Source organism: Mesorhizobium sp. M0140 (assembly GCF_040322475.1).
GTDB lineage: Bacteria > Pseudomonadota > Alphaproteobacteria > Rhizobiales > Rhizobiaceae > Mesorhizobium.
On record NZ_JAMYTM010000031.1, the window covers coordinates 41403 to 66214 of the forward strand.

The window sequence follows — 24812 nt, forward strand, 5'->3', positions numbered from 1 at the left end:
CTAGCCGCCCTGCATGGGCGAGAGGATTTCAATCCGGTCGCCGTCGTTCAACTGGAATTCCGCCCGGTTGGCTTTGTGCACGAGGTCGTTGTTGACGGCGGTCGCGAGCCAATCGCCCTCATAGTCAAGCGCGGCAAGCAGCTCGGCCAGCGTGGTGGCGGCAACCTCATGCGCTTCGCCGTTGACCATCAGTTTCATGAGCAAGCTCCTTGGTTCTGTCTTGACTGAAAACCAGCTTGGCAGCCTGGCGCGCCATGGCGGGAGCCAGGAGAAAACCGTGACGATAGAGGCCGTTGATCGCGATGATTTCACCGTTCGTTTCGACGCGCGGCAAATTGTCGGGAAAGGCTGGGCGGACGCCGACACCGGTTTCAACGATCTCGGCCTCGCCAAAGGCCGGGTGGAGGGCATAGGCGGTACCCAGAAGCTCCATCATGGAGCGCGCCGTGATTGGTCCGGCGGACTGGCTTTCAATCATCGTCGCACCAACCATGAAACGGTGATCGGTGCGCGGCACGGCATAAAGCGGAAAGCGCGGATGCAGCAAACGGACCGGCCGCGACAGCGAGACATCAGGCGTGCGAAGGATCAGCATTTCGCCGCGAACGCCACGCAGCCTGTCATAGGCCGCTGCCATTCCCATGCAGTCTATCTGACGGGCGAAACCCGAAACAGGCCGGGCGTCGGCGCCGAAGCGGAACTCGACCCCCGTGGCCGCGAGCTTGTCATGAAGTGCCGCCATCGCCTGGCGTGGGTCGAGGTGAGCCTCGTCGGGGAAGAGCAATCCACGCCGGAAGCGGCCGGCGAGGTCGGGTTCCAGGAGCGCAATTTCATCTTCCTCGACACGCCGATAGCCCGTCGTGCGGCTGGCGAACCGGTCGAGCTCGCCCGCATCGCGCGGCGCGGCCAAGACCAGCGTTCCCCGTCGTGCTACCAAGCCTGGCGTTGCGGCGTCCCACCAGTCGGCGGCGTCGCTTCCGAGATCCAGCACCGGCTGCTCGGCGCTTTCACGCTCGCACCACGGCGCCAACATGCCACCGGCGAACCACGACGCATTGCCCCCAAGGGCAGGCCTTGTCTCGGCAACGGTAACCGCCGCGCCGCGTGCGGCGAACTCGAAGGCGGCGGTGAGGCCAGCAACGCCCGCTCCTTTGACCAAGAGCTTCATGATGGCTCACGTGGCTGAGGTATGAGCGGTGCGCCGGTCTCGTCCGCCGGCAGGTAGAGATCACCGCCCTCGCCGTATTTCGCCGCCATCGCCGCCATGCCCTCTTTCTGCGCCTCGGCGCGGATGTCGTGGGAAATTCGCATCGAGCAGAATTTCGGTCCGCACATCGAGCAGAAATGCGCCACCTTGTGCGCTTCCTTGGGCAAGGTCTGGTCGTGGAAGGACCGCGCGGTTTCGGGATCGAGCGACAGGTTGAACTGGTCCTCCCAGCGGAACTCGAAGCGCGCGCGGGAAAGCGCATCATCCCTGACTTTCGCTGCCGGATGGCCCTTCGCCAGGTCGGCGGCGTGGGCGGCGATCTTGTAGGTGATCACGCCGATCTTGACGTCGTTGCGATCGGGAAGGCCGAGATGCTCCTTGGGCGTGACGTAGCAGAGCATGGCGGTGCCGAACCAGCCGATCATCGCGGCGCCAATGCCTGAGGTGATGTGGTCGTAGCCCGGCGCGATGTCGGTCGTCAGCGGTCCAAGCGTATAGAACGGCGCCTCGTCGCAGACGGCGAGTTGCTTGTCCATGTTCGCCTTGATTTTGTGCATCGGCACGTGGCCAGGCCCCTCGATCATCACCTGGCAATCCTTCGCCCAGGCGATCTGCGTCAGCTCGCCGAGCGTTTCCAACTCGGCGAACTGCGCCGCGTCGTTGGCATCGGCGATCGAGCCCGGACGAAGGCCGTCGCCGAGCGAGAAGGAGACGTCGTAGGCTCTGGCGATGTCGCAGATCTCCTCGAAATGCTCGTAGAGGAAGCTTTCCCGGTGATGGTGCAGGCACCATTTGGCCATGATCGAGCCGCCGCGCGAGACGATACCCGTCACCCGGTCGACGGTCAGCGGGATGTAATGCAGCCGCACGCCGGCGTGGATGGTGAAATAGTCGACGCCTTGCTCGGCCTGCTCGATCAGCGTGTCGCGGTAGACCTCCCAGTTCAGATCCTCGGCGATGCCGTTGACCTTTTCCAGCGCCTGATAGAGCGGCACCGTACCGATCGGCACCGGCGCATTGCGCACGACCCAGTCGCGGATGTTGTGGATGTTGCGGCCGGTCGACAGGTCCATCACCGTGTCCGCGCCCCAGCGGATCGCCCAGACCATTTTTTCGACCTCTTCAGCCATCGACGATGTGACGGCGGAGTTACCGATATTGGCGTTGATCTTCACCAGGAAATTACGGCCGATGATCATCGGCTCGCTTTCGGGATGGTTGATGTTGGCGGGAATGATCGCCCGTCCGCGCGCCACCTCGTCGCGGACGAATTCGGGCGTGACGAAATCGGGCAGCGTCGCGCCGAAAGCCTCGCCGTCGCGCTCAAGCTTGCCGCGCAGGATCTCGCGACCAAGGTTCTCGCGGATGGCGACGAACTCCATTTCGGGTGTGATGATGCCGGCGCGCGCGTAGGCAAGCTGCGTCACCGCCTTGCCTGCTTTGGCCCTGAGCGGTCGGTGGCGGATGGGAAATTCTGGCGTCAGGCGTTCGCCCGTCGCGAATCCGTTGTCCTCCGGCCGGACATGGCGGCCGTCGCAGACCTCGACATCGCCGCGCGCCAAGATCCATTCGTGGCGAAGCCGGGCCAGGCCTTTTTCGATGCTGGTTTCGACAGCCGGATCGGTATAGGGGCCCGACGGATCGTAGACGGTGACGGGCGGTTCGCCGGCTGTCGGATGGACGGAGATTTCGCGCATCGGCACCCTGATCTGCGGGTGGATGGCACCGGGCTTGTGGATCTTACGCGAAGCAGGCAGCGGTCCCGTTGAGACGGCTGGGGTGAGGGCATTCATCTTGAGGCTCCTTTGCTCATGCATTGGAGACCCAGTTCTGTGCCGGAAGGATGAAAAGACGCTTCTGTCGACCTGCCGAAACAGGACCTCGGGCGTAAACTCCCGCAAAGCGCTTGCACCGTCCCTACGCCAGTATGAACTGGATCAGGTTCAACGGGTCACTGCGCCGCGAAAGCCAGCAGTATCTCAGCCCCTTGCCGGGACTCCCCTGGTGAATGCCTCAGGTTGAACGGGCCGGGGTTGTCTTGTCAAGCGCATGTTCGTCCTGCGGCGGCGGTGGGCGGCAATCAAATTGGGCCCAAATTGGGCCGACGGCCTCGCCACGGGTCGCGGAGAAGTTCCGCGGGAGATAGGGCAGGTGTGGCCAAAGCTGCATTTGCCTCGTCAAACTTGATGTGACATTGACGTAGACGGAACTGCTGCGTTTCAAGGATCTTAAGCCGTCAATGCCTGATCGGAACAGAACTGGTGGGCCGCCCGAACGCCCCACAAACATCGTGCTCTCGATCACCTCCTATTGTCGCCGGAAAAGGGGTGATCGACCAATCGATCAAGTCGACCGCTCGCTGAAGGGCGCCCTCGGTTTCAGCACGGCTGGGCGAAGTGGCAATGACATGTCCAATCCAGTCTCGGAAATCCCCCTTCCTGACGATCGGTGTCTTGGGTTCAACATTCAATTTGACCTCGGCCACACCTGATATAGCAGCTGCCTGAGTGTCGCCACCAATCCAGTCCAGGGTGCCATCTTGATCAGGAAGCAGGAATCGCGCGGCCGCAGTATGTGAATGCTTTTTGCGCAGATCCCATTCCTCGCCAATGACAAGCTTGATGTGCTCGGTGACGAGGTCGACACCGTAAGCTAACTGGACCAGTTGAGGGTCGGGCGCGCCACTAAGACGCGGATTGACTTCAATGACAACTGGACCGCGTTTCGTGCACCGGAGTTCAATGTTAGTTGGCCCCCAGCCAAGGCCGAGAGCCCGCAAACAGCTCAGCGAAACATCGGCGATGCGCTCACGCTCCTGATCGGTTAGCAGGGCCGGATATGTCACCTCACGTATGACGAAATGGGGGAGGGGACCAAAGTCATTGGCGCAAATCGCAACGACCTCATTCCCCATAACATTAATGCTATAGAACGGGCCCTGTGCGAATTCTTCGACGAGTATTTTCGGTGTAGACCGCCATATGTGCTTTCCGCCCAATAGATAGGTCGTATGTTCGGCTACGTCTTCGAGGCTGCGGCACAATCGGACACCGATGCTGCCGCTGCCTACTGCCGGCTTAAGAATCACGGGCAGGCCGATCTCTGCAGCCGAGCTTTCTACCTCCGCCGCATTCGTTGCCAACCGATAAGCCGGTATTGGAACGCCGGCCTGCGCGAGGAGTTGGCGTTGCTTGAATTTGTCGCAGCTTCGTTCAATCGATTCAGGGTTCGGTCCCGGTAGATCGAAATGCCGGCAAAGCTTGCCAACTGTCGCATAGATCGATTCATGGTCCCCGGCAAAGCCAGTAATGCCAGCAATGTCGTGGGTAGCACGCAGCCGCGAACATTCGCGGACCAACGCTTCGAGATTGCCAGTGTCGACACGGATTGCCTCAACGTTTTCCGCCGAAAGATAGTCGTACCGAGGTGGATCAGCCGTCAGAGTAATTGGATGAAGACCAAGACACTGAGCCGCTTGGACGTATAGCTGACCAGTACCCCTATGGCCTTCGACCAATATGAGCGCTCTTCTTCTTACCATTGCTGTTAATCCCGATGTTGCGTGCTGGCGGCGGTCCGAGGGTACCGGCGTCACTTTTATGGCCGTGCCGGACCTCAGACTCGCGGTGCCGTACCATTGTCAACGACTGACGGTTGTAAAAATCTTGTAAATTGATTTGAAGGATCTGTTGCAGCGTTGTTGATTAGGGCGGCGTCGGAGGCTTGCTCCGTTCAAACCAGGTTAGCTGGGGTTGGTGTGTGATCCCGTGGGCCTGGGCGTGACCTACCCCTCGGGTAGGGCACGCCAAGCCACATCAAACTCGCAGCACAAGAACATGCGCTCTGGTCATACCGGCTCATGGTGAGCCCTGAATCTGGAACCGGCCCGATGTGTAAGCAGCGAGTCGTCAAACGGCCCCATTCAATCATGGAGTCACATCATTTAAGATCGCGAAAGCTGTCATTGCGGGTTACGGAACTGCTTTCCGTTGACATTCGAAGATGCGATCGGGCGTCAGAACCGGATCGCGGACCGCCGCTTCCACCTCGGCGAGCCCGGCTGATATAATCAGGTCTGAGGCTGCGCGCCCTGTCGTTCCCAGCATTTACATTAGGCAGCCTTGCCAAGATTGTCCCGCTGCAGAACCTGCCTGAGCGCATCGACGAACGTCCGAATATCTGTCGTACTATGGGCAGGCGTAACCGTCACCCTGAACCGCTCGGTTCCCACCGGAACACTCGGCGCCAGAATTGGCTGAACGTATATTCCATGCTGATCTAGAAGCTGGCGGGACGCTTCCTTGCAACGGAATGGATCACCAATAAGCACAGGAATGATGTGGCTTCGGGTCGGCATGACGGGGATGCCCGCCTCTTTCAGCAGTCCGACTAAAAGTTTCGTTTTCCGGTGCAGATCAATTCGTTCTGAATCTGAATCGCGAAGATGGCGCAGCGCTGCCAGCGCACCAGCCGCTAGGGCTGGCGCAAGCGCCGTGGTGAAAATGAAACCGATCGAGAAGCTTCGTATGCTGTCAACAATGGAGGCAGGTCCGGTCACATAACCCCCCATCGAGCCGAACGCCTTACCTAGCGTTCCTTCGATGATGGTTGGACGATCCATGATGCCAAGTTCCGCGGCAATGCCGGCGCCTTTCGGACCGTACATTCCCGATGCATGAACTTCATCCAGAAACGTCATTGCGCCAAATTCGTCCGCCATGTCACAGATATCTTTGATCGGTGAAATGTCACCGTCCATTGAATATACCGATTCAAAAACAATGATCTTGGGTCTTGCAGGATTTACACTGCGCAGAAGCTCCCGCAAATGCGCAACGTCGTTATGCCGGAAGACGCGCTTTTCGGCCCGGCTGTTGCGGCATCCACTAATAATTGAAGCGTGGTTGTGCTCGTCAGAAAAAATAATTGTGTCCGGCATCAAAGATGCCAATGTACTCAATGATGAATCGTTTGAGCTGAAGCCGGAAACAAAAATCAATCCTGCTTCCTTATTGTGGAAACCTGCAAGCTCCCGCTCGAGCAACACGTGATAATGGTTGGTGCCACCAATGTTGCGGGATCCTCCCGATCCTGCGCCGTTGGCATCGATGGCGCGCTTCATTGCCGATAGCACTTTGGGGTGCTGCCCCATACCGAGATAATCATTAGTGCACCAAATGGTTATCTCTTTTCGGCCGTCGGGCCTATTGAGCCAGGCCTTTGGGAAGTTGCCAGACTGACGCTCCAGATCGGCAAATTCACGATACCCGCCACGGCCTTTGAGTTGCTCGATTCTTCCGGCGAAATACTGCACATAATCCAAATCAATCTCCTGTTGGGAAGCCGTTTTTCGGCGCGCTCAGTGCTGCTTCACAGCGCACCTGCGCCGGCCCATCGCGTCGCATCCCTCGACAAGCACCAGCAAGATTGGATTTCGACTACGCGCTTGATCTTGCGGGGGTTTCGGCCGCTCCAGCTAATTCGGGTAACGCGCCCCAAAGTGCAAGTGAAGAGAATGTTAAATCTATTTGTTACTGAAATGTTTGAAATTGCATAGTGTCGCAAGGGATTTCATAATTCTGGCCAGTCGTCGTTCGATTCCTGTCGCGGCCTTGTCAGAGCTGCGCTCGGCGGGCTTTCGGCCCGAGAGCCGCAATGCGCGAGGGCCGCGTCTTGTCGCGCAACAGCCCTTGAAGCCCTTCGGCGGCGAAACGCTCTGCAAACGCCATACGCAGCTTTTGGACTTGCTGGCCTGCCGGATCATCTTGACGGTGCCGTCGTCATCGTCGGTCCAGCCGGTTCGGAGTCGCCTCAGAATCGGAAATTTCTGCCCATCAGACTGGAAATTGACATGTAAGCTTCCCGGCTCCTTCAGATGTCATCATCTCTCGCACACCAACTCATGCCACGCAGATGAGATCGCGCCTTTTTCTGTCGTCACATTCCATTGTCAGAATCGGAAAAGAAGGGTCTCCTTGTTTTTATATGAAACAAAATTTCACAAATAATTATGAAAACCGACATGTTTGCTGCAGACAATTAACGTGCACGTACTTGTCTGCCGCTGAGTAACAAAATATAGGCAGCGATTATAACTTATAAACGTAGTGAAACGCGTCAATCGACATTTCCGTACATCTGCAGCAGAGACGAGGGGAGTCCCATGGGCCCTATGAAGATGCAGCCCGAGGAGATGGGCAGCCTGTCCGCGCGGATTTACAGCAAGGTGCGGGATGGCTTGATCATCGGCAATTTCGCGCCGGGCGATCGTCTCCTTATGCAGGATCTTGCCGAGCAGCTCGGAACCAGCATTACGCCGGTGCGCGAAGCCTGTCTGCGGCTCGTCAGCGAGCAGGCGCTCGAGTTGCGCTCCGGCAGGTTCGCCGCGGTGCCAGACCTCAGCCGCGCGCGCTACATTCAGATCAAGCTGATCCGCGTGGCACTTGAAGGGCTTGCGGCAGAACACGCTGCCGACCATTTTGCCCCCGCCGATCTCGAACAGCTTGAGACCTTCCGCGCCTCATTTGTAGAGAGCCATAAGGCCGGTAATATCAAGGAAGCGCGATCCTCCAATCGCGCTTTCCACTTCGGCGTCTACCGCCTGTCGCGTATGCCGATGCTGATCGGACAGATCGAAAGCATGTGGGCCTCGATGGGTCCAATCCTTAACGTTTACGACCGGGAAATTCCGCGCGGGTACACCGGCGCGGAAGAACATGACCATCTCATCGAGGCCTTGAGGGCTGGCGACAGGAAGAGGGCCCGCGAGGCGATCGAGAACGACATCCAGCGAGGCTCACATGGTTTTCTGCGCTATTTCGACGAGCGCGGCTCCGGCTGAGCTGAATTGCCCTAAGCACCATCGATCTGCGCGACGCGCGGTGTGCGCAGGCCGGCTGTTTCCCCGCCGTCTACAGTCACGACCGTGCCGTTGACATAGCTCGATTGATTCGAAAGTAACCAAGCGACCACATCAGCGATCTCTTCAGGGGCACCGAAGCGGTTGGCAGGGATCCGCAGTTCGAGCTGCTTCTTGCGCAGTGCATCGCTTATGATGTTGCCCATCATGCGTGTTTCGATCTGGCCGGGGCAGACAGCGTTGAAGCGGATCTCCTCGCCGAACTCCAGCGCGAGTGCCTGCGTCAGCCCGATGACCGCGGCCTTTGAGGCGCAGTAGGCAGCGAGCCCTTCTTCGCCCGTCTTTCCGGCGATGCTGGCCATGTTGACGACTGAACCCCTCCCGAGCCGCAAGCCGTCCAGCGCATGACGGATGAAGAAAAAGACGCTGCGTGCATTAACCGCAAGGATCTCATCCCAATCGTCCTGGGTGGCGGTGGCGAAGGCAATGCGCTTCGACATGCCGGCATTGTTCACGAGCCCCGCGAGCCGGCCGTTGCCAAGTTCAAGCGCACGGTCGACGACACGGCGGCAATCGTCTTCACGGATGATGTCACCGGCAACGAACGTGACACCGTGATTGGCGCGTTCGAGCGCCGCGCCCGCTTCTGCATCTCGGCCGGTCGCCACCACTCTGGAACCGGCAGACGCAAGTTTCTCCACGCAGGCCCGCCCAATCCCGTGCGTGGCGCCTGTTACGATGATCATTCCAATTCACTCCATTGCGTATTTGGCAACCGCACAGTTTGGGGGGCTCGCTTTTGGGCCAATCCCCGCCCCATCAAATCATGACGAACAACGTTGTCGTCACCTAGGATCAGTGGATCAAGTTGTGACGCAGGTTAAAGCCGGTGGACTGGCCCAAGCGCCGCGCCGTCGGCCCAACGGCTAGATTGGCGATACTGCGCATGTGGCCATGTCTTTCCTCGCGTGATGGGGTGTTCCCTAGAAGCGGAGCAATATGCGGGTGTGACGACCGATAAGGCGGACCGGCTATTCCGATAGGGACATCCATACTGTCGCATGACCGACTCGTCACCCCCGCAAGGCCAGTAATGCCAGAAGTGCTGCACAATACGCCAAGAACGCACACCGACCAATCAGTGTTTCGACTGTTCGCCGCACACGGGATCGGCCTCTCAGCTGGCAAAACCATGTCGCAATGGCTTGACGTGCATCGCGATTTACGAGCCTGGTGACGCGGGACTTGCGCCGGCACGCCATCAAGGGAACCGGCCGCGACGGCTTGCCGGCGGGGGCTGTGCTGCCCTGCCCCTGCTCAGCAGCACCACCCACTAAGCATCGGGAACCCGCGTTCCATTTAGAAGCCTCCACGTTGCGGGCCTTTGCCCGGCTGCCGGGAGAATGAAGTCGCAAGACAACACCCGCAATCCGGGCGCCGACCTCTAGGAAGAACTCAGGCTGGCAAGCGCCAGACGAGAGAAGTTGGAAAGCGGCACGGTCGTGCGCGGGAACCGTCATTTCAACAATCATCCGACCGCAGCGTGTTATGGCACGCTGCGGTGCGGTTCAGCGCGGCTGTTGCAGCACGCGAATGCACTGGGCACATCTCCTCCCTAAAGACCCTATGACGATTTGGTCGATAGCGAAGTGCGGCTGCTGACCAATGGCTCTGTATTCGAAGGCCACGCTGACCGCTTTGACTTATTCGCCGGCGCTTGATGTCAGGCAACTCGATCGACAAGCCGCATACCGGTCGGTCGCGAGGAAGCCCACATCGCCGAGGCCAGTTGCATGGCTGCTGTCTCCGACCTCGCCTTTCGTCAAATGGATTGTGATCCCGGTCGAGGCAGCGAAACCGCGATTGAAGACACCTTCCCGGCTGAGCACCGGCTAATGAAAACCCTATTGACTTATAACTTATAAGTAGTACGGTAGCACTGTGAAAATGAACAACGGCGCGGATGGCCCTGAAGGCGAACTCGCCTAGACGGTACTACGATCCGCCAGCAAGCCTCTGCTCCCAAGGCAGACCGCGGAGCCGGCGAAATCGCGGGCCCCGGACCCGGGAACACACGAAAATGGGGAATCACATGACCAAGAATCACGCTTTCCGATCCATGCTCGCGGCGGCTTTCGTCACCGGCGTGGCCGTCCTGCCCAACGCCGCCCAGGCCAAGGATTGGTGGCCCTTCAAGATCAACTCGGCCAAGGGCGGCGATCTGAAAAAAGTCGAGGCACTCGACTATGTGCCGCTGGAAAAGGCCGAGAAGCCTTGGAACCTGTGCGTCTTGTTTCCGCACCTCAAGGACAGCTATTGGGTCTCGGTCGACTACGGTATCGTTGAGGAAGCAAAGCGCCTGGGTGTCAAAGTGACGGTCCTGCAGGCTGGCGGCTATGACGCGCTGCCCAAGCAGCTGTCGCAATATGACGATTGCGTCGCATCCGGTGCCCAGGGCATCCTCGTCGCCGCCATCTCGGAAGCCGGCCTGGCGGCCAAGCTGAAGGAGGGCGACGCCAAGGGTCTTGTCCAGATCGCCGTCGCCAATCCCATCCTGGAAACTCCGATCACCGCGCGCATCACGCCCGATACCTACCAGAAGGGTTTTCAGGAGGGTGAGTACCTCAAGAAGTATCTCGGCGACAAAAAGACGACCGCAATCGGCCTGCCGGGTCCGCAGGGATCGGGTTGGGCGGAGAGCTATATGGCGGGCTTTCGCGACAGCATCAAAACCGGCAACATCAAGCTCGCGGCCGAGCTCTATGGTGAGCCCGGCGTTCCGCAAAGCCTGCGCCTCGTCGAGGACGCCCTGCAGACCTATCCGGATCTCAATGTCATCTGGGGCGGGGCTGCTGCGGCGGAAGCGGCCGTCAGCGCCGTCGCCGACGCTGGCCGCGACGATGTCGTGATCATGTCGTCTTACGAGAACCAGACGATGCTGAAGCTGGTCAAGGAAGGCAAGGTGCTTGGCTTTGCCGCCGAGTATCCGGTGATGATGGGCCGCATCAGCGTCGACCTCGCGGTGCGCGCCTTGGAAAAGAAGGACTATGAGAAGGTTCTGCTGGTCGCGCCGGGTATCGTGACCAAGGACAACGTCGACAAAATCGACCCGACGCAGATTTTCGCGCCCGATGGGTGGAAGCCTGAATTTTCGGTACAATAGTCGCATCTTCGATGGGCGGTAGACCTCGGCCTTGGCCTGCCGCCCGTTTTGCTTCGAGTTCGGTGGTGTCAGCGATGCTTGAACTTACGGGTATGACGAAGCGTTTCGGGGGGGTGGTGGCGCTTGACGGCGTCGATTTCACGCTGCTGAGCGGTGAGGTCCATGCCCTTCTCGGCGAAAACGGCGCCGGAAAGTCGACGCTCATCAATCTGATAGCGGGAACCTACGGCTGGACCGAAGGCTCTTGCCGTATCGACGGCCAAACCGTTTCCGCGCTGACCCCACAGAAATCCCGCGATGCCGGGGTGGCGGCTGTGTTCCAGGAATTCAGTCTTGTCCCCGACCTCACGGTCGAGGAGAACCTGTTTCTTGGACGCGAGATCAAGGGAAGGCTTTTCCTAAATCGGCGCGCGATGCGTGCCCGCGCGGAAGAACGCTTCCGCGACGTTGGCTTTCACGTCGAGCTGGACAGCAAGATCGAAACGCTGACCCGGGCGCAAAAGCAGATGGTCGAGATTGCCAAGGGCATGCTTTCGGATGCCAAGATACTCATCCTCGACGAACCGACCGCGTCGCTTACCGACGGTGAAGCGGAAAAACTGTTCGCCGCAATCGCGGGCCTCAAGGCGCGGGGCGTCGGCATCATCTATGTGTCGCATCGCATGGCCGAGATCCGTCGGCTCGCGGACCGTGTCACGGTCTTGCGAGGAGGGCGCAAGATCGACACAGTGGCCATCGCCGCGGCATCGGACGCGACCCTGATCGAGATGATGGTCGGCCAGCCGGTCGAACGACTTTATCCATCAATTAGCCAGCGCCCCGCCGAAATCGTGCTGGCGACCAGGGGGATCAGTGTCTCCGGCACCCTATCCGATGCCTCCATCGTGGTCAGAGCTGGCGAAATCGTCGGCCTGGCGGGCCTGGTTGGCTGCGGTCGTAGCGAACTTTGCCGAGCCGTATTCGGCCTGGAGCGTGTGACGTCCGGTGAGATCGAACTCCATGGCGAGGTGGTCAGAGCGCCAGTGCCGCACAGCATGTTGCGTGCTGGACTTTGTTACTACCCGGCCGATCGCGGCGCCGAGGGACTGGCGCTTGGCCGGCCAGGCCGCGAGAATGTGACCATGGCCGCGCTCGACGACCCGAGACTGTCCCAGGCCGGACTGCTCAAGTTCTGGCGCGAGCGCCGGGCGATAGCCGCGCCGTTGAAGACACTGGGTCTACGACCGATGGCGCCGGAACGCGCGGCGTCGTCGTTTTCGGGAGGAAACCAGCAGAAACTCGTGCTGGCGCGCGGTCTGATGCGTCCTGTCTCGGTCCATATTTTCGATGAACCGACGGTCGGCATCGACGTGGGCGCTAAAAGCGAGGTCTACAGGCTTATGAAAAGCCTGGTCGAGAATGGCGCGGCTATTCTGCTGTCATCGTCCGAACTGCCAGAGCTCGTTCACCTGGCCAACCGCGTCTATGTCATGCGCGAAGGGCGCATAGTCGCCGAACTCAAAGCCGACGGCATCACCGAGGCCACTGTGCTGCGTCACTATTTCGACGCCGAAACCGGCGCCACGGAGGCAGCATGAGCCCTGACACGCTGCGGCGCCGTTTTCTGGAAACCGGCGGGATCGTCATCCTGCTTCTGGTCGCGGTTGCGGCCGCGGCCGCGATCATCGAACCGCGTTTTCTGAACCGCCTGAACATCCTCAACGTCCTGCGCAATTTCTCCTTCCTGGCGGTTCCGGCGATCGGCCAGATGATCGTCATGACCACGGGCGGTTTTGATCTGTCGGTCGGTGCCACCATGGCGTTGGCCTCAGTGGTCACAGCCGCGGCGATGGCCGCGATGCCCGACGCGCATGGGCTCCAGCTGCTGATGCCGGTAGCGCTGGCCTTGGCCTGCGGCGCCTGTGTTGGCCTGGTAAACGGCACGCTGGTGGCGCGCCTTTCCCTATCACCTTTCATGGTGACATTGGCATCGTTGTCGATCGTCGCGGGACTTACGCTCTATTACACGCAGGGTATCCCGATCTATGGCGTTTCCGACGCCTTCGTCTATGCCATCGGGCGAGGGCAGGTGCTTGGCCTGCCGCCGGCCTTGCTGCTGGCGATCGTGGTGATCGCCATCGCCATCATTCTGCAGCGTCGGACCGCGCTCGGGCGCCACTTCTACGCCGTCGGCGGCAACGTCGGCGCCGCCCGACTGTCGGGAGTGCGCACACACCGTGTGTTGATTACCGCGTATGTGCTCTCCGGTCTCCTGGCCGCACTCACCGGCGTGCTAATCACCGCCCGTATCGGTTCCGGCCAGTCGACGATCGGCGGGACGCTCGGACTGGAGACGATCGCAGCGGCGGTGATCGGCGGCGTTTCATTGCGCGGCGGCTCAGGCCGCGCCGAGAACGTCGCCATGGCGGCGCTGTGCCTGGCGATCATCGCCAATGCGATGAACCTCACGCAGATCGACAGCAAATTCCAGACGCTGGTGCTGGGTTCGGTGCTCATCGGCGCACTGGCTTTCGACCGAATTGTTCAGGGGAGGCGGGCCAATGTCTGATCGTCCAGACATGGCGGCTCCGGTTGTTCTTGACCGCGCTCGCCCGGACATCCGCCAGTTCGCGTCGCAGGCCAAGCTGCCGGGGCTCGTATTCCTGGCCCTGCTGGGTCTCGGTCTGCTCGACCCGCGCATTGTTTCAAGCGGCAATCTCTGGAACATCGCGATCCAGACGAGTTATCTCGCACTGTTTGCCATGGCGCAGACCATGGTGCTGCTGACGCGCGGCTTCGACCTGTCGCTTGGCTTTACCGTCTCGCTCGTCAGCGTCATATCGGCGATGGTGATGACCGGAAGCGGCGATATGCCCATCCTGTGGGGGATCGCCGCTGGCCTTGGCGTCGGGCTGCTGATCGGCGGGCTGAACGGCGTCCTCATCGCCGGTATCGGCATCAATCCACTGGTGACGACGCTTGGCATGGCCAACATTGTCATGGCACTGGCGTCAACCGTCAGCGGCGGCTTTCCCGTGCCGGGCGTTCCCGAAGCCTTCACGGACGCCTTGGCGGAGGGACGGCTGATCGGCATTCCGGTGCCCATCCTGTTCGCCGCGCTGTGTTTCGCACTGCTGTTCCTGGTCCTGCGCTTCACCGTGTTCGGGCGCGGCCTGTATCTCATCGGCGCCAACCCTCGCGCGGCGAAGGCGGCGGGCGTTCGCACCGGACGCGTCGTTGCGATCGACTACGTGGTCTGCTCGCTGCTGGCCGCGATTGGCGCCATGCTGCTCACCGCGCGGACCGGATCGGGCGAGCCCAATCTCGGCGGCAACCTGACCCTGGAATCGATAGCGGCGGCGGTGGTCGGTGGCGTGCGCCTCACCGGCGGAGAGGGAGGCGTCACCGCGGCTCTGCTCGGTGCCCTGTTCATCACGGTCATTTCCAACGCCATGAACCTCATGCAGGTCGACGGCTATCTGCAGCAGGTTCTTTTGGGCCTCATCATTCTGGCCAGCCTGATACTGGGCCGCGATTACAAGAAACGCTAACAGCTTCGGACCTTAAATGGCTTATCAAGTCTGCATCGACATCGGCGGAACCTTCACCGATTGCCTGATTTCCGAGCCCGGTGGGAAAATCTCGATCTTCAAATCGCCCACCACGCCCGGCGAATTCGAGAAGGGATTCATCAACGTGCTGCACGTGGCGGCGGCCGGATACGGGCTCGATCCCGCGACGTTCATGACCAAGATCGACTTGATCGTACACGGCTCGACCGTCTCGACCAACGCGCTGGTCGAGCGCAAGACCGTCAAGGTCGGATTGATCCTCAACGAAGGACATCAGGACATCCTCGTCCTGCGCGAGGGGCCGCGCAAGGGCGCCTTCCAGTGGCGGCTCGACTATCCCGAGCCCTATGTCCCGCGCCACCTGACGAAGACGGCGCGGGGCCGCGTCGATGCGCGCGGGCGGGAGCTCACGCCTCTGTCGAGATCCGATGTCGAGGCGGCGATAGCCGACTTCCGGCGCTATGGGGTCGAAGCGATAGCGGTCGGTCTGCTTTGGTCGGTCATCAATCCCATCCATGAAACAACGGTGCGCGATATCATCGCGCAGGCATGGCCGGAGATCCCGGTCACGCTTAGCCATGAAGTCAATCCGATGTCGCGCGAGTACAAGCGCATCATCGCGGCCGCTATCGACGCGTCGATCAATCCGATCGTGCGCACCTACATCGAGGACTTGCGGCAAGCACTTTCGCAGGCGGGTTTCCAGGGCGAGCTGCTGCTCGCCAACTGCGTCGGTGGAATGATGCCTCCCGCCGAGATGCTGCGGCGGCCAATCTACAGCGTCATGTCGGGGCCGACGCTGGCGCCGATGGCCGCGCTGGCGCTGAGCGACGAAGCCAACGTCATCGTCGGTGACATGGGCGGCACCACCTTCGACGTCTCGGCTTTGCGTGACCACCAGATCATCGTCACCCCGGACAGCATGATCCACGACGACTCGCTGGGGATCGCGAAAGTCGATGTGAGATCGGTTGGCGCCGGCGGCGGGTCGATTGCCTGGGTCGACGATGGCGGCCTGCTTCGTGTCGGGCCGCAAAGCGCTGGCGCGCGGCCGGGGCCAGCATGCTACGGAGCGGGCGGCACCGCGCCGACGGTCACCGACGCCAATGTCGTGCTCGGCATCATTGACCCGGATTATTTTCTCGGCGGCCGGATCAAGATCAGCCGCGATCTGGCCGAGAAAGCGGTCGCGAGCATCGCGACGCGGCTCGGCATCCCGCTGCTCGACGCGGCTTACGCCATCCAGACCACCAGCAACCACAACATGGTCGGGGCCATCGAGGAAATCACCATTCGCGAGGGCATAAACCCACGCGACAGTTTCTTTGTCTGCGGCGGCGGCGCGACCGCCATCCACATCGCCGAGATGGCCGACATATTGGGCTTGAAACGCTACATGATCCCGCGCTTCATGGCTGGGTTGAGCGCGTTCGGCGGGTTGATCTCTGATATCACGCGCGAGGAAAGCGCGGTTTTCCTAACCTCGACCCGGCGCTTCGACGCCGCCGGCGTCTCCGACATCCTGGCGCGGTTGAAGGTGTCGGGCGAAGCATTCCTCGAACAGGCCGGTGTTGAGCCCGAGCTGCGGCGTTTCGAGTTCTCCTTTCTTGGTCGCTACGAATACCAGTCCTGGGAGATCGAGGTCCATTTCGAGGCCGATGAGGCACGTCTCGACGCGGAAAAACTCCCAATTCTCGTCGAAGCGTTCCATCAGATGCACGAACGCATTTATTCAATCAGATCCGACCGCGACGTCGTCGAATTCACCAACTGGAAGCTGCGCGCGGTGGGCAAGCGGGCCAATCAGGATGCCTGGAAAGACTTCAGGCTGGCCGACCAGGCGACAGCGCCGGTCGCCAAGACCCATCGGCCAGCTTATTTGCACGAAACCCGGCGGACGAGCTCTCTGCCCGTCTACGACATGGACCAGCTGGGCGCGGGGGCGGCGCTTGACGGCCCCTGCCTGGTTGAGGCGACGACGTTCACCGCCTTCCTCAAGGACAAGCATCGCGGGCGCGTCGACCCGCAGGGCAACATTGTCGTGACTGTCGATTGACACCAACCTTCCCGAGCAAGGCACCGTAAAATGAATTCACCTGTCATTCGCCTGGAGACACCAATGCGCCGCGTCGATCCGTTCCTGATGTCGGTTCTCAAAAGCCGGTTCGAGGCGGTCGTGCGGGAAATGACGCTGGTCGTGATGCGGGCCAGCCGCTCAGCGGTGATCAAGAACGCCCGCGACCTGAGCTGTGCGATCCTGACCTATGATCACCGCCTCGTTTCCACCGAGGACGCGCTGCCGATCCACGTCATGTCGATGGATCTGGCGACCCGTCCGATAACGGAGTTGTTCGACGATATCGCCGACGGCGACATCTTCCTCAACAACTGCCCATACACTGGCGGCACCCATCATGCCGACCTGATCATGGCGATGCCGATCTTTTTCGATGGCAAGCCGCTGTTCTGGGCCGTGGCGCTTTCCCATCACGCCGATACTGGCGCGCCGACGCCTTCGACCTATCTGCCATTCGCCAAGAACGTTTATGAGGAAGGCATCCACTTTCCCTGCGTGCGCGTGGTCGAACAGCACAGGGAGAAGCAGGACATCCTGCGCATCGGCATGATGCGCAACCGTGTTCCAGACATCTGGCTGGGCGACGTGCGCGCCCAGATCGGCGCCTGCAGGACCGGTCGACGCCGTCTATTGGAACTGCTTGAAAAATACGGCCGCGACACGCTGCTGGATTTCGTCGAGGACTGGTTCGACTACGGTGCACGTCGCGCCATGGCCGAAATCGCCAAATTGCCGAAGGGCAAGTTCTCCTACGAGGTCCGCCATGACCCGGTCCCCAGCGTGGCGGAGGAGGGCATCCCGGTCCGGATCACCATCGATGTCGACCCTGAAGCCGGCGAGATCACGGTCGATGTGCGTGACAACATGGATAACGTCCCTGGTGGTCTCAACCTTTCGGAAAACACCTGCACGGGCTCTTGCCGGATTGGCGTCTTCAACAATCTCGACGACGGCATCCCGCACAACGAGGGCGCCAAGAGCCGGATCAAGGTGTTGATGCGGGAGGGAAGCGTGGTCGGCAAACCCCGCTACCCCGTAGGCACCTCCGTGGCGACCACCAATGTCAACGACCGCTTGATCATTGCAGGCAATTGCGTGTTCTCGACCATGGGAGAACCCTATGGCCAGGCCGAGAGCGGCTCGCACCTGCCGGCGGGGATCGGCGTGATTTCAGGCAAGGATCCGTTCAAGGACGGGCAGCCCTACGTCAACCAGGTCTTCATTGGCTACGCCGGCGGCGGGGCGCGTCACGGCTATGACGGCTGGTTGACATATTGCGGGCCGGCGAATGGCGGCCTGATCGCGCTGGATTCCGTGGAGGTGGACGAATCCATGTATCCCATCATCATTGAATCGCGCGGCGTGGTGGCGGATACCCAAGGCATTGGCGAGTTCGAGGGTGCTCCCGCGGTGGGCGGTGTCTTCTATCCCGTCGACCACGAGATGACACTGGTCTACTCGGCCGATGGCACAACCTTTCCGCCGCGCGGCGTGCTCGGCGGCGGTGACGCCAAGGCCAGTCATAGTGCCAAGCGCGGCACGGACGGCAAGCTGCTGGAATTGCCCGCGTTCCATGAGGAGGCGTGTCGCGCCGGCGAGCGCATCGAGTTCGTTGCCTGTGGCGGCGGTGGCTACGGCGACCCGACCAAGCGCGATGTCCGCCGTGTCGCGGCCAGCGTTGACCGCGGCTGGCTGACGAGCGAAGCGGCTCGCCAATCCTACAAGGTGGCCCTGGTGCTGGACGCCGAGCAGGGCGTCTGGGTCGTCGACCAGGATGCCACCGCGCGCCTTCGGGCGGCCTGAGCCAGCGCGAAGAGAGGTCGCCAGCAAATGACCGGCGGCTTCGATCACGCCCGCTTGGCGGCCGCGTCCTGCTCGTCGAAATACCGCAACAGGTTCATGCCACCGCGCACGATGTCGCGTTCGATCGCCTTACGCGCCACCTTCTTGTTGCGGGTCCGGAACGCTTCGATCAGCGTCTCGTGCTCCTCCGCGCCGATGTAATCGTTCTCGGCCTGCAGATAATACACGTTAAGGATAGGGCCCATCGAGACCCACAGGCTTTCGATCTGGGCGATCAGCATATCCATCTTGGACAGGCGGTAGACGCCGAAGTGGAATTCACGATTGGCGCGACGGGCGCGGTCAGCATCGCCGGACGTTTCGCCGGCCACGAAATCGCGATGGATCTCGACCAGTTTTGCAATGTCCTTCTCCGAAACATGCTCAACGGCGAGTTCGGCCGCTAGTCCCTCGAGCGCGATGCGAATGAGCCGGACCTGCCAGTAACGCGACCGGGTCAGCTCTGGAACGGTGATGAACCGCCCTGACCGCAGTTCCAGCGCCTGCTCGCTGACGAGCCTGAAACAGGCCTCGCGCACAGGCGTGACGCTGGTGCCCAGCCGTTGCGCCAGATCCTGCATCAACAGTCTTTCGCCGGGCCGGAAATTGCCGGCGATCAGGGCTTCGCGCAGCGAGATATAAGTTCTCGCCGACAGACTGCCTTGCTCGATTGGCTGCATCGTGCTCATGGTCCACCGCTGCAATCTTGGCCGCACCGAATCGACAACGGATAGTGCGTGACGCTCTTATATCCTATAAGTCCGTTGCGAAACATGGCTAGGAGCTGGCGGGTTTCCCAGCGGAGAGCTTGCGCAGGATTGTCTCGATGATATCCAGCGATTTCTCGACTGTCGCCCGGTCATGGCTCCCTGACAGGTAGAGACGCTTGAGCGGAAGCGGCTGGCTGATCAGCCGGTTCGCCACCATCTCTCTGCGGAATGCAAGATCGAAAACATCGTCGTTGCCCAGCAAGTCCTGGTAGTCGCGGTAAGGACCGCTGAGGAAATAGATCAGCCAGACCGAGCCAAACCCGGCGCTCTGCGCGGGCAGGCCGAGGCGATCGATAATGCCATCCAGCTGCGTGCGCATGAAAGCGCCGAGGGCAAACAGGCGGTCGTAGAAGCCTGGTTTCGACAGCTCCTCGATCGTCGCCTGCATGGCGGCGAGCGTCGACGGCGTGCCGTTGAAAGTACCGCCCATGAACACGGATCCTTCCCCGGTCCGGCCGACGAGCGCCATGAGATCGCGACGACCGGCCACCACGCCAACGGGATAGCCTGAGGAGGCCGCCTTGCCGAAGGTCGCGAGATCAGGCGTGACGTCGGCGATCGACTGATAGCCGCCGAGCGCGTGGCGAAAGCCGGTGATGACCTCGTCGAAGATCAGCACGACACCATGATCGCTGGTCAGGCGACGCAGCTCGCGCAGGAAAACATCCGTCGCGATCACCGACCCCATATTGTGAGCGATTGGCTCGATGATGATCGCCGCGACATCGCCTGGATTGGCCTTGAGATAATCCTCGACGGCGCCGGCATCGTTGTAAGGCAGCACGATGGTGTGACGGGCGGCATCCTCGAGGATGCCAGCACTGATGGGATCGTACTTGCCGATCGCCTGCGCGTGCGACTGTACGTTCATGGCGACATAGTCGTGCCAGCCATGATAGCCGCCTTGGAACTTGATGATGCGCTTGCGACCGGTGGCGGCACGGGCAAGGCGCAGGGCGTGATAGGTCGCCTCCGATCCGGAATTGCAGAAGGCGACGAGATCCGCGCAAGGGATGCAGTCGACCAGCGCCTCCGCCACCTCGATCTCTAGCCGCATCGTTCCCGCGCCGACAAGATCGATGTCCTGGGAGACCGCAGCGATGCGTTCACGCACCGCCGGATGACAGTGGCCAAGCACATTGGCGCCGAAGCCGCAGTGGAAGTCGGTGTACTGGTGTCCATCGACGTCGTAGAGAAACGCACCCTGCGCCCGGGCAAATACATGCGGCGCGCCGAGCCTGCGGCTCGGGCTGAGCAATCCGCCCGGCATCACCGCACCGGCGCGCTCAATGAGTCGGGCGGTGTTATTCTGATCGGTCATCGGAATGTCCGTGCATGGCTATGGTCCGCCGGCTCAGCCGAGGGCTTCAAGAACGGTGGCCTCGATTCCCGCCGCGTCCAGCCGGTAGTGCTTGTAGAGATGCGTTGGCGGCGCAATCAGGCTGTATTCGTCGCGGATGCCATGGCGTATCAACCGTGCCGGGCTGCCCGCCTCCGCCAGGATTTCCGCCACGGCGCCGCCCAGACCGCCCAGGATATTGTGTTCCTCGATGGTTAGAATGAAGCGGGAGTGAGCCGCGGCCGAGAGCACTGCCTTCGTATCCATTGGCTTCACCGTATGCATGTCGATCAGTCCGACGGATTTGCCCGCCGCGCGCAGCGCGCGGTAAGCCTCCCTTGAGGGATGGACCATCGAGCCACAGGCGATGATGGTCAGGTCCGATCCTTCGCCGTGAACGATCGCCTTGCCGAACTGGAAGTCGACGCCGTCGTCTTCATAGACCAGCGGTTCCTGGCCGCGGCCAATGCGGAAGTAGATTGGCTGGGCATGATTGACAGACGCCTTGACGGCGGCCGCCAGTTGCGGGCCGTCAGCCGGCGCGACGACCGTGAGGTCGGCGATGCTTCGCATGATGGCAAGATCTTCCGTCGCATGGTGGGAGGTGCCGTAGAAGCCGAGTGAAATACCGGCATGATGACCGATCAGCCGCACCGGCAGCGCCGAATAGGCGACGTCGGTTCTGATCTGTTCGCAGCACAGCAGCGCCAGGAAAGAAGCGAATGTAGCGACGAACGGCATGGCGCCGGTGCTGGCCATGCCGGCAGCAGCCGAAACCATGTTCTGCTCGGAAATGCCAAATTGCGTGAAGCGTTCGGGAAAGCGTTGCGCGAACCGCACCAGCCCGTTGGAATATTGAAGGTCGGCCGTACCGGCCACGACCGGATAACCGTCTTCGACCAGATCAATGAGCGCGTTGGCCAGATAACTCAGGCCAGGCGCACGCGCGTTGATCTGGCGGTACTGCCAGGAGTTGGTATCGATCGGGCCGTTCATTGTGTTTTGCCTCCACGCTTGATCTCTTCGGCGGCCAAGGCCTCGTCCGATGGCGCGAGATAGCCCAGATGCCAGCCGGGTTCGGTTTCCATGTAACCAACGCCCTTGCCTTTGGAGGTCTTGGCAATGATGCAGACGGGCCGGGTGCGGTCTGCCTCGGCCTTCAACTGTCGCAGCAGCGTCGCGAGAGCGACGACGTCGTGCCCATCGACCTCGTGCACCTGCCAGCCGAACGCCGCCCATTTGTCGGCCAACGGTTCGATGCCGATGATGTCGTCGACCTGCCCGTCGAGCTGGTATCCGTTGCGGTCGACGATGGCGATCAGATTGCCGGCCTTATGGTGGGCGGCGGAGAGCGCCGCTTCCCAGACCTGGCCCTCCTGCATCTCGCCGTCACCGAGCAGGACATAGACATCGAAGCGCCGGTTGGCCGCACGGCCGCCAAGCACCATGCCGAGGCCGCCGGACAGGGCATGGCCGATCGAGCCGGAGCTGAAATCGACGCCGGGCACCTTGCGCATGTCGGGATGATCGCCAAGCGGATTGCCGAGCCGGGTATAGCCGTCGAGAACGCCCTTGGAGAAGAAGCCCCAGTCGACCAGCAGCGGGTAAAGGCCGACCGCGGCATGTCCCTTGCCCATCAGGAAGCGGTCGCGATCCGGCCATTGCGGCTCGCCGCGCCTCAGCCGCATCGCATCGTAGTAGAGCGTGGCGAATATTTCCGCGCAGGAGAACACCGACGAATAGTGGCCCACCTTGGCGATCTGGATAAGGCGCAGCGTCTCGAGCCGGACGAACTCTGCCCTGTCGCGCAACAGGGCGATCCGCTCCGCGTCGGGGGGCAGGGCGTTGTTTGAAAGAGTGGGCGGGTTGGCCATTGGGCTTCACTCTCGGGATCATTTTTTCTCGACAACTTATAAGTTATAAGATATTCCTCGCCGAAGCAACCGCCTATCTGGTCGCAAGGAGAATTTTGATGAACAACGAATCGCGCGTGCTGGACATGGCCAGGCACTTTCATTCCCAAACCGATCCACGCCTGCATGAGGATCATGGTCCGTTGACGATCGTGGCCGGCGAAGGCGCGACCGTCACGGATGACGCGGGCAACCGCTATATCGAGGGCATGGGCGGACTCTGGTGTGCCTCGCTCGGCTTCAGCGACAGCCGGCTGGCCGCCGCGGCTGACCGCCAGATGCGCAAGCTCGCCGTCTATCACACCTTCAATCACCGCTCGAATGAGCCCACCGTCGAACTCGTCGAACAGCTTACCGCGTTGGCGCCGTTCGACCACGCGCGCGTTTTTCTGGTCGGCTCCGGTTCGGAAGCCAATGACACGATGGTCAAGCTCGCCTGGTATTACCAGGCCGCGCGGGGACGTCCGGAGAAACGCAAGATCATCAGCAGGTTTGGCGCCTTCCACGGCAGTACGATCATGGGCGCGGCGCTGAGTGGGCTGCCGCACATGCACAAGTCCTTCAACCTGCCGCCGCTTCCCGTCATATTCGCCGCGCGGCCGTTCCACTATCTCGACGGTCTGCCGGGCGAGGCGGAGCATGACTACGCCACGCGCCTGGCCCAGGAACTCGAGGCCCTGATCCTGGCGGAGGGGCCAGAGACGATTGCCGCGATGATCGCAGAGCCAGTCATGGGCGCCGGCGGCGTGCTGGTACCGCCGGAGAATTATTTTCCAAAGGTTCAGGCGGTGCTGCGCAAATACGACATCCTGATGCTGTCCGACGAGGTGGTCTGCGGTTTCGGACGCACCGGAAATTGGTTCGGCAGCCAGACTTTTGGCATGGAACCGGACATGCTGTCGGTCGCCAAGGGGCTTTCATCCGGTCATCTGCCCATTGGCGGCGTCATTATCTCCGACAAGGTCTACCAGTGCGTCGCCGACGAGGCCCACAAGGTCGGCGTGTTCGGCCACGGTTTCACCTATTCCGGCCATCCGGTGACAGCCGCCGTCGCCGCCGAGGCGATCAGGATCTACCGCGAGATCGATCTCGTGAGCCAGGCGCGCCGTCTCGGCGATTATCTGCATGCAGCGCTCGCGGACGCGCTCAACGACCATACACTGGTCGGCGAGGTCCGCGGCCGCGGTTTTATAGCGGGGATCCAGATCGTCGAGGATCGCGCCACCCGTCGCGCCTTTGCGCCGGAGCTGCGAATTGGCACCGATGTCGAGCGGCGGTGCCGCGAGCACGGAGTCATGATCCGCAACATGGGCGACGTGCTGGCAATCTGCCCGCCCTACGTCATCGCCCCTAAAGAGATCGATTACATGGTTGATGGCATTCGCGCGGCTCTTGATGAGACCGCGGCGGCCCATGCGCGGACTGACCAGTCGGCATGAACCCGCCCGGCGAGGCGGCGAGACGTCGCTGGAGGGGCCGGCCGCGCGAAAGGCGCTTGGGCAAGCGCGAGCCGCAGCCAGCATACAGGATCCTGATTGTCTTATCCGAACGGAGGCCAGACCATGCTTCAGAAAACCAGCCATTTCATGCGCCAGGCCAATCTCATCAACGGCGAGTGGGTGCAGGCCGACAGCGGACTGACGGTCGACGTCAACAATCCGGCCACCGGTCTCAAGATCGGCACCGTGCCGAAGTCGGGCAGGGCCGAGACCCGCCGCGCCATTGAAGCCGCCGCGGAAGCTTTCAAGACCTGGCGCAAGACGACCGCGCTCGAGCGCTCGAAGCTGCTGCGCAAGCTGCATGACGCGATGATGGACAATCAGGACGTGTTGGCCGAACTGCTGACCATCGAACAGGGCAAGTCGCTGTTCGAATCGAAGGGCGAGATTGGCTCTGCCGCGGCCTACATATTGTGGTTCGCCGAGGAAGGTCGCCGCACCTATGGCGATGTCGTGCCTTCGCCATGGGCGGACCGCCGCATCCTGGTGACCAAGGAGCCGGTCGGCGTCATCGCCGCCATCACGCCGTGGAATTTCCCGTCCTCGATGCTGGCCCGCAAGCTCGGCCCGGCGCTCGCCGCCGGCTGCACCG

Annotated in this window: 19 protein-coding genes and 1 riboswitch; of the genes, 9 read left to right on the forward strand and 10 right to left on the reverse strand. The window is 61.4% G+C overall.

The features are described 5' to 3' along the window. From thiS to hemA, 5 genes are all read right to left on the reverse strand, one after another. On the reverse strand, positions 1 to 198 hold the full coding sequence (thiS, locus tag NKJ37_RS25625) for a sulfur carrier protein ThiS (protein ID WP_023685606.1): 198 nt from the start codon (positions 196 to 198) through the stop codon (positions 1 to 3). Beyond that, positions 167 to 1168, reverse strand: coding sequence for a glycine oxidase ThiO (thiO, locus tag NKJ37_RS25630; RefSeq protein WP_352775528.1), 1002 nt, complete (start codon positions 1166 to 1168; stop codon positions 167 to 169). The genes thiS and thiO overlap by 32 nt, the downstream gene beginning before the upstream one ends. Then, positions 1165 to 3000: a phosphomethylpyrimidine synthase ThiC gene (gene thiC / locus NKJ37_RS25635; RefSeq protein ID WP_352775529.1), complete on the reverse strand. Its 1836-nt coding sequence runs from the start codon at positions 2998 to 3000 to the stop codon at positions 1165 to 1167. The genes thiO and thiC overlap by 4 nt, the downstream gene beginning before the upstream one ends. A 103-nt stretch (positions 3001 to 3103) precedes the next feature. Next, positions 3104 to 3220, reverse strand: a riboswitch (TPP riboswitch). Positions 3221 to 3443: 223 nt separating this feature from the next. Further along, positions 3444 to 4748 carry an ATP-grasp domain-containing protein gene (locus NKJ37_RS25640; RefSeq protein ID WP_023778385.1) on the reverse strand — a complete coding sequence of 435 codons (1305 nt, stop codon included), beginning with the start codon at positions 4746 to 4748 and terminating at the stop codon, positions 3444 to 3446. A gap of 570 nt (positions 4749 to 5318) precedes the next feature. Then, positions 5319 to 6530: a 5-aminolevulinate synthase gene (gene hemA / locus NKJ37_RS25645; RefSeq protein ID WP_023747629.1), complete on the reverse strand. Its 1212-nt coding sequence runs from the start codon at positions 6528 to 6530 to the stop codon at positions 5319 to 5321. Positions 6531 to 7379: 849 nt separating this feature from the next. Between hemA and NKJ37_RS25650 the strand changes: the two genes are divergently transcribed. Further along, complete coding sequence (locus NKJ37_RS25650; RefSeq protein ID WP_032904552.1) at positions 7380 to 8048, forward strand: GntR family transcriptional regulator; 669 nt, start codon at positions 7380 to 7382, stop codon at positions 8046 to 8048. Between the two features lie 11 nt (positions 8049 to 8059). Here NKJ37_RS25650 and NKJ37_RS25655 read toward each other — a convergent pair whose 3' ends face one another. After that, positions 8060 to 8812, reverse strand: a complete 753-nt coding sequence (locus NKJ37_RS25655; RefSeq protein ID WP_023747627.1) for an SDR family NAD(P)-dependent oxidoreductase — start codon at positions 8810 to 8812, stop codon at positions 8060 to 8062. A 1346-nt stretch (positions 8813 to 10158) separates the two neighbouring features. Between NKJ37_RS25655 and torT the strand changes: the two genes are divergently transcribed. The 6 genes from torT to NKJ37_RS25685 all read left to right on the forward strand — a co-directional run bounded on the left by torT (position 10159) and on the right by NKJ37_RS25685 (position 18660). After that, the gene (gene torT, locus NKJ37_RS25660; protein WP_245271850.1) at positions 10159 to 11229 is read left to right on the forward strand and encodes a TMAO reductase system periplasmic protein TorT; all 1071 of its coding nucleotides are present in this window, start codon (positions 10159 to 10161) and stop codon (positions 11227 to 11229) included. A gap of 92 nt (positions 11230 to 11321) precedes the next feature. Further along, the gene (locus tag NKJ37_RS25665; protein WP_023707090.1) at positions 11322 to 12806 is read left to right on the forward strand and encodes a sugar ABC transporter ATP-binding protein; all 1485 of its coding nucleotides are present in this window, start codon (positions 11322 to 11324) and stop codon (positions 12804 to 12806) included. Next, entirely contained in the window at positions 12803 to 13777 is a 975-nt protein-coding gene (locus NKJ37_RS25670; protein WP_023685593.1) for an ABC transporter permease, read from the forward strand. The genes NKJ37_RS25665 and NKJ37_RS25670 overlap by 4 nt, the downstream gene beginning before the upstream one ends. After that, positions 13770 to 14759 (forward strand): ABC transporter permease, encoded by a 990-nt coding sequence (locus NKJ37_RS25675; protein WP_031204409.1) that lies wholly within the window; start codon positions 13770 to 13772, stop codon positions 14757 to 14759. Before NKJ37_RS25670 ends, NKJ37_RS25675 begins: the two co-directional genes overlap by 8 nt. A gap of 16 nt (positions 14760 to 14775) precedes the next feature. Then, positions 14776 to 16836 carry a hydantoinase/oxoprolinase family protein gene (locus NKJ37_RS25680; RefSeq protein WP_352775533.1) on the forward strand — a complete coding sequence of 687 codons (2061 nt, stop codon included), beginning with the start codon at positions 14776 to 14778 and terminating at the stop codon, positions 16834 to 16836. Positions 16837 to 16899: 63 nt separating this feature from the next. Next, on the forward strand, positions 16900 to 18660 hold the full coding sequence (locus NKJ37_RS25685; RefSeq protein ID WP_352775535.1) for a hydantoinase B/oxoprolinase family protein: 1761 nt from the start codon (positions 16900 to 16902) through the stop codon (positions 18658 to 18660). Between the two features lie 44 nt (positions 18661 to 18704). Here the strand turns inward: NKJ37_RS25685 and NKJ37_RS25690 are convergent, their stop codons facing one another. The 4 genes from NKJ37_RS25690 to NKJ37_RS25705 form a co-directional block, all read right to left on the reverse strand. After that, on the reverse strand, positions 18705 to 19388 hold the full coding sequence (locus NKJ37_RS25690) for a GntR family transcriptional regulator (protein WP_023737066.1): 684 nt from the start codon (positions 19386 to 19388) through the stop codon (positions 18705 to 18707). Positions 19389 to 19476: 88 nt separating this feature from the next. Further along, a complete protein-coding gene (locus NKJ37_RS25695) occupies positions 19477 to 20790 on the reverse strand; it encodes an aspartate aminotransferase family protein (protein ID WP_352679591.1) in 1314 nt (437 codons plus the stop codon). A 33-nt stretch (positions 20791 to 20823) separates the two neighbouring features. Beyond that, positions 20824 to 21804 (reverse strand): transketolase family protein, encoded by a 981-nt coding sequence (locus NKJ37_RS25700; RefSeq protein WP_023747620.1) that lies wholly within the window; start codon positions 21802 to 21804, stop codon positions 20824 to 20826. Then, on the reverse strand, positions 21801 to 22619 hold the full coding sequence (locus NKJ37_RS25705; protein WP_245271849.1) for a transketolase: 819 nt from the start codon (positions 22617 to 22619) through the stop codon (positions 21801 to 21803). Before NKJ37_RS25705 ends, NKJ37_RS25700 begins: the two co-directional genes overlap by 4 nt. 161 nt (positions 22620 to 22780) lie before the next feature. On the opposite strand from NKJ37_RS25705, the gene NKJ37_RS25710 reads away from it, so the two are divergent. Continuing rightward, the gene (locus NKJ37_RS25710) at positions 22781 to 24160 is read left to right on the forward strand and encodes an aminotransferase (RefSeq protein ID WP_023747618.1); all 1380 of its coding nucleotides are present in this window, start codon (positions 22781 to 22783) and stop codon (positions 24158 to 24160) included. A gap of 123 nt (positions 24161 to 24283) precedes the next feature. Next, positions 24284 to 24812: aldehyde dehydrogenase family protein (locus NKJ37_RS25715; protein WP_352775538.1), on the forward strand; the 529-nt coding region annotated here is incomplete at its 3' end.

Coding starts and splice junctions, on each gene's coding strand:
- thiS (WP_023685606.1), bottom strand. CDS start 198: ATGAAACTGATGGTCAACGGCGAAGCGCATGAGGTTGCCGCCACCACG.
- thiO (WP_352775528.1), bottom strand. CDS start 1,168: ATGAAGCTCTTGGTCAAAGGAGCGGGCGTTGCTGGCCTCACCGCCGCC.
- thiC (WP_352775529.1), bottom strand. CDS start 3,000: ATGAATGCCCTCACCCCAGCCGTCTCAACGGGACCGCTGCCTGCTTCG.
- NKJ37_RS25640 (WP_023778385.1), bottom strand. CDS start 4,748: ATGGTAAGAAGAAGAGCGCTCATATTGGTCGAAGGCCATAGGGGTACT.
- NKJ37_RS25650 (WP_032904552.1), top strand. CDS start 7,380: ATGAAGATGCAGCCCGAGGAGATGGGCAGCCTGTCCGCGCGGATTTAC.
- NKJ37_RS25655 (WP_023747627.1), bottom strand. CDS start 8,812: ATGATCATCGTAACAGGCGCCACGCACGGGATTGGGCGGGCCTGCGTG.
- torT (WP_245271850.1), top strand. CDS start 10,159: ATGACCAAGAATCACGCTTTCCGATCCATGCTCGCGGCGGCTTTCGTC.
- NKJ37_RS25665 (WP_023707090.1), top strand. CDS start 11,322: ATGACGAAGCGTTTCGGGGGGGTGGTGGCGCTTGACGGCGTCGATTTC.
- NKJ37_RS25670 (WP_023685593.1), top strand. CDS start 12,803: ATGAGCCCTGACACGCTGCGGCGCCGTTTTCTGGAAACCGGCGGGATC.
- NKJ37_RS25675 (WP_031204409.1), top strand. CDS start 13,770: ATGTCTGATCGTCCAGACATGGCGGCTCCGGTTGTTCTTGACCGCGCT.
- NKJ37_RS25680 (WP_352775533.1), top strand. CDS start 14,776: ATGGCTTATCAAGTCTGCATCGACATCGGCGGAACCTTCACCGATTGC.
- NKJ37_RS25685 (WP_352775535.1), top strand. CDS start 16,900: ATGCGCCGCGTCGATCCGTTCCTGATGTCGGTTCTCAAAAGCCGGTTC.
- NKJ37_RS25690 (WP_023737066.1), bottom strand. CDS start 19,388: ATGAGCACGATGCAGCCAATCGAGCAAGGCAGTCTGTCGGCGAGAACT.
- NKJ37_RS25695 (WP_352679591.1), bottom strand. CDS start 20,790: ATGACCGATCAGAATAACACCGCCCGACTCATTGAGCGCGCCGGTGCG.
- NKJ37_RS25700 (WP_023747620.1), bottom strand. CDS start 21,804: ATGAACGGCCCGATCGATACCAACTCCTGGCAGTACCGCCAGATCAAC.
- NKJ37_RS25710 (WP_023747618.1), top strand. CDS start 22,781: ATGAACAACGAATCGCGCGTGCTGGACATGGCCAGGCACTTTCATTCC.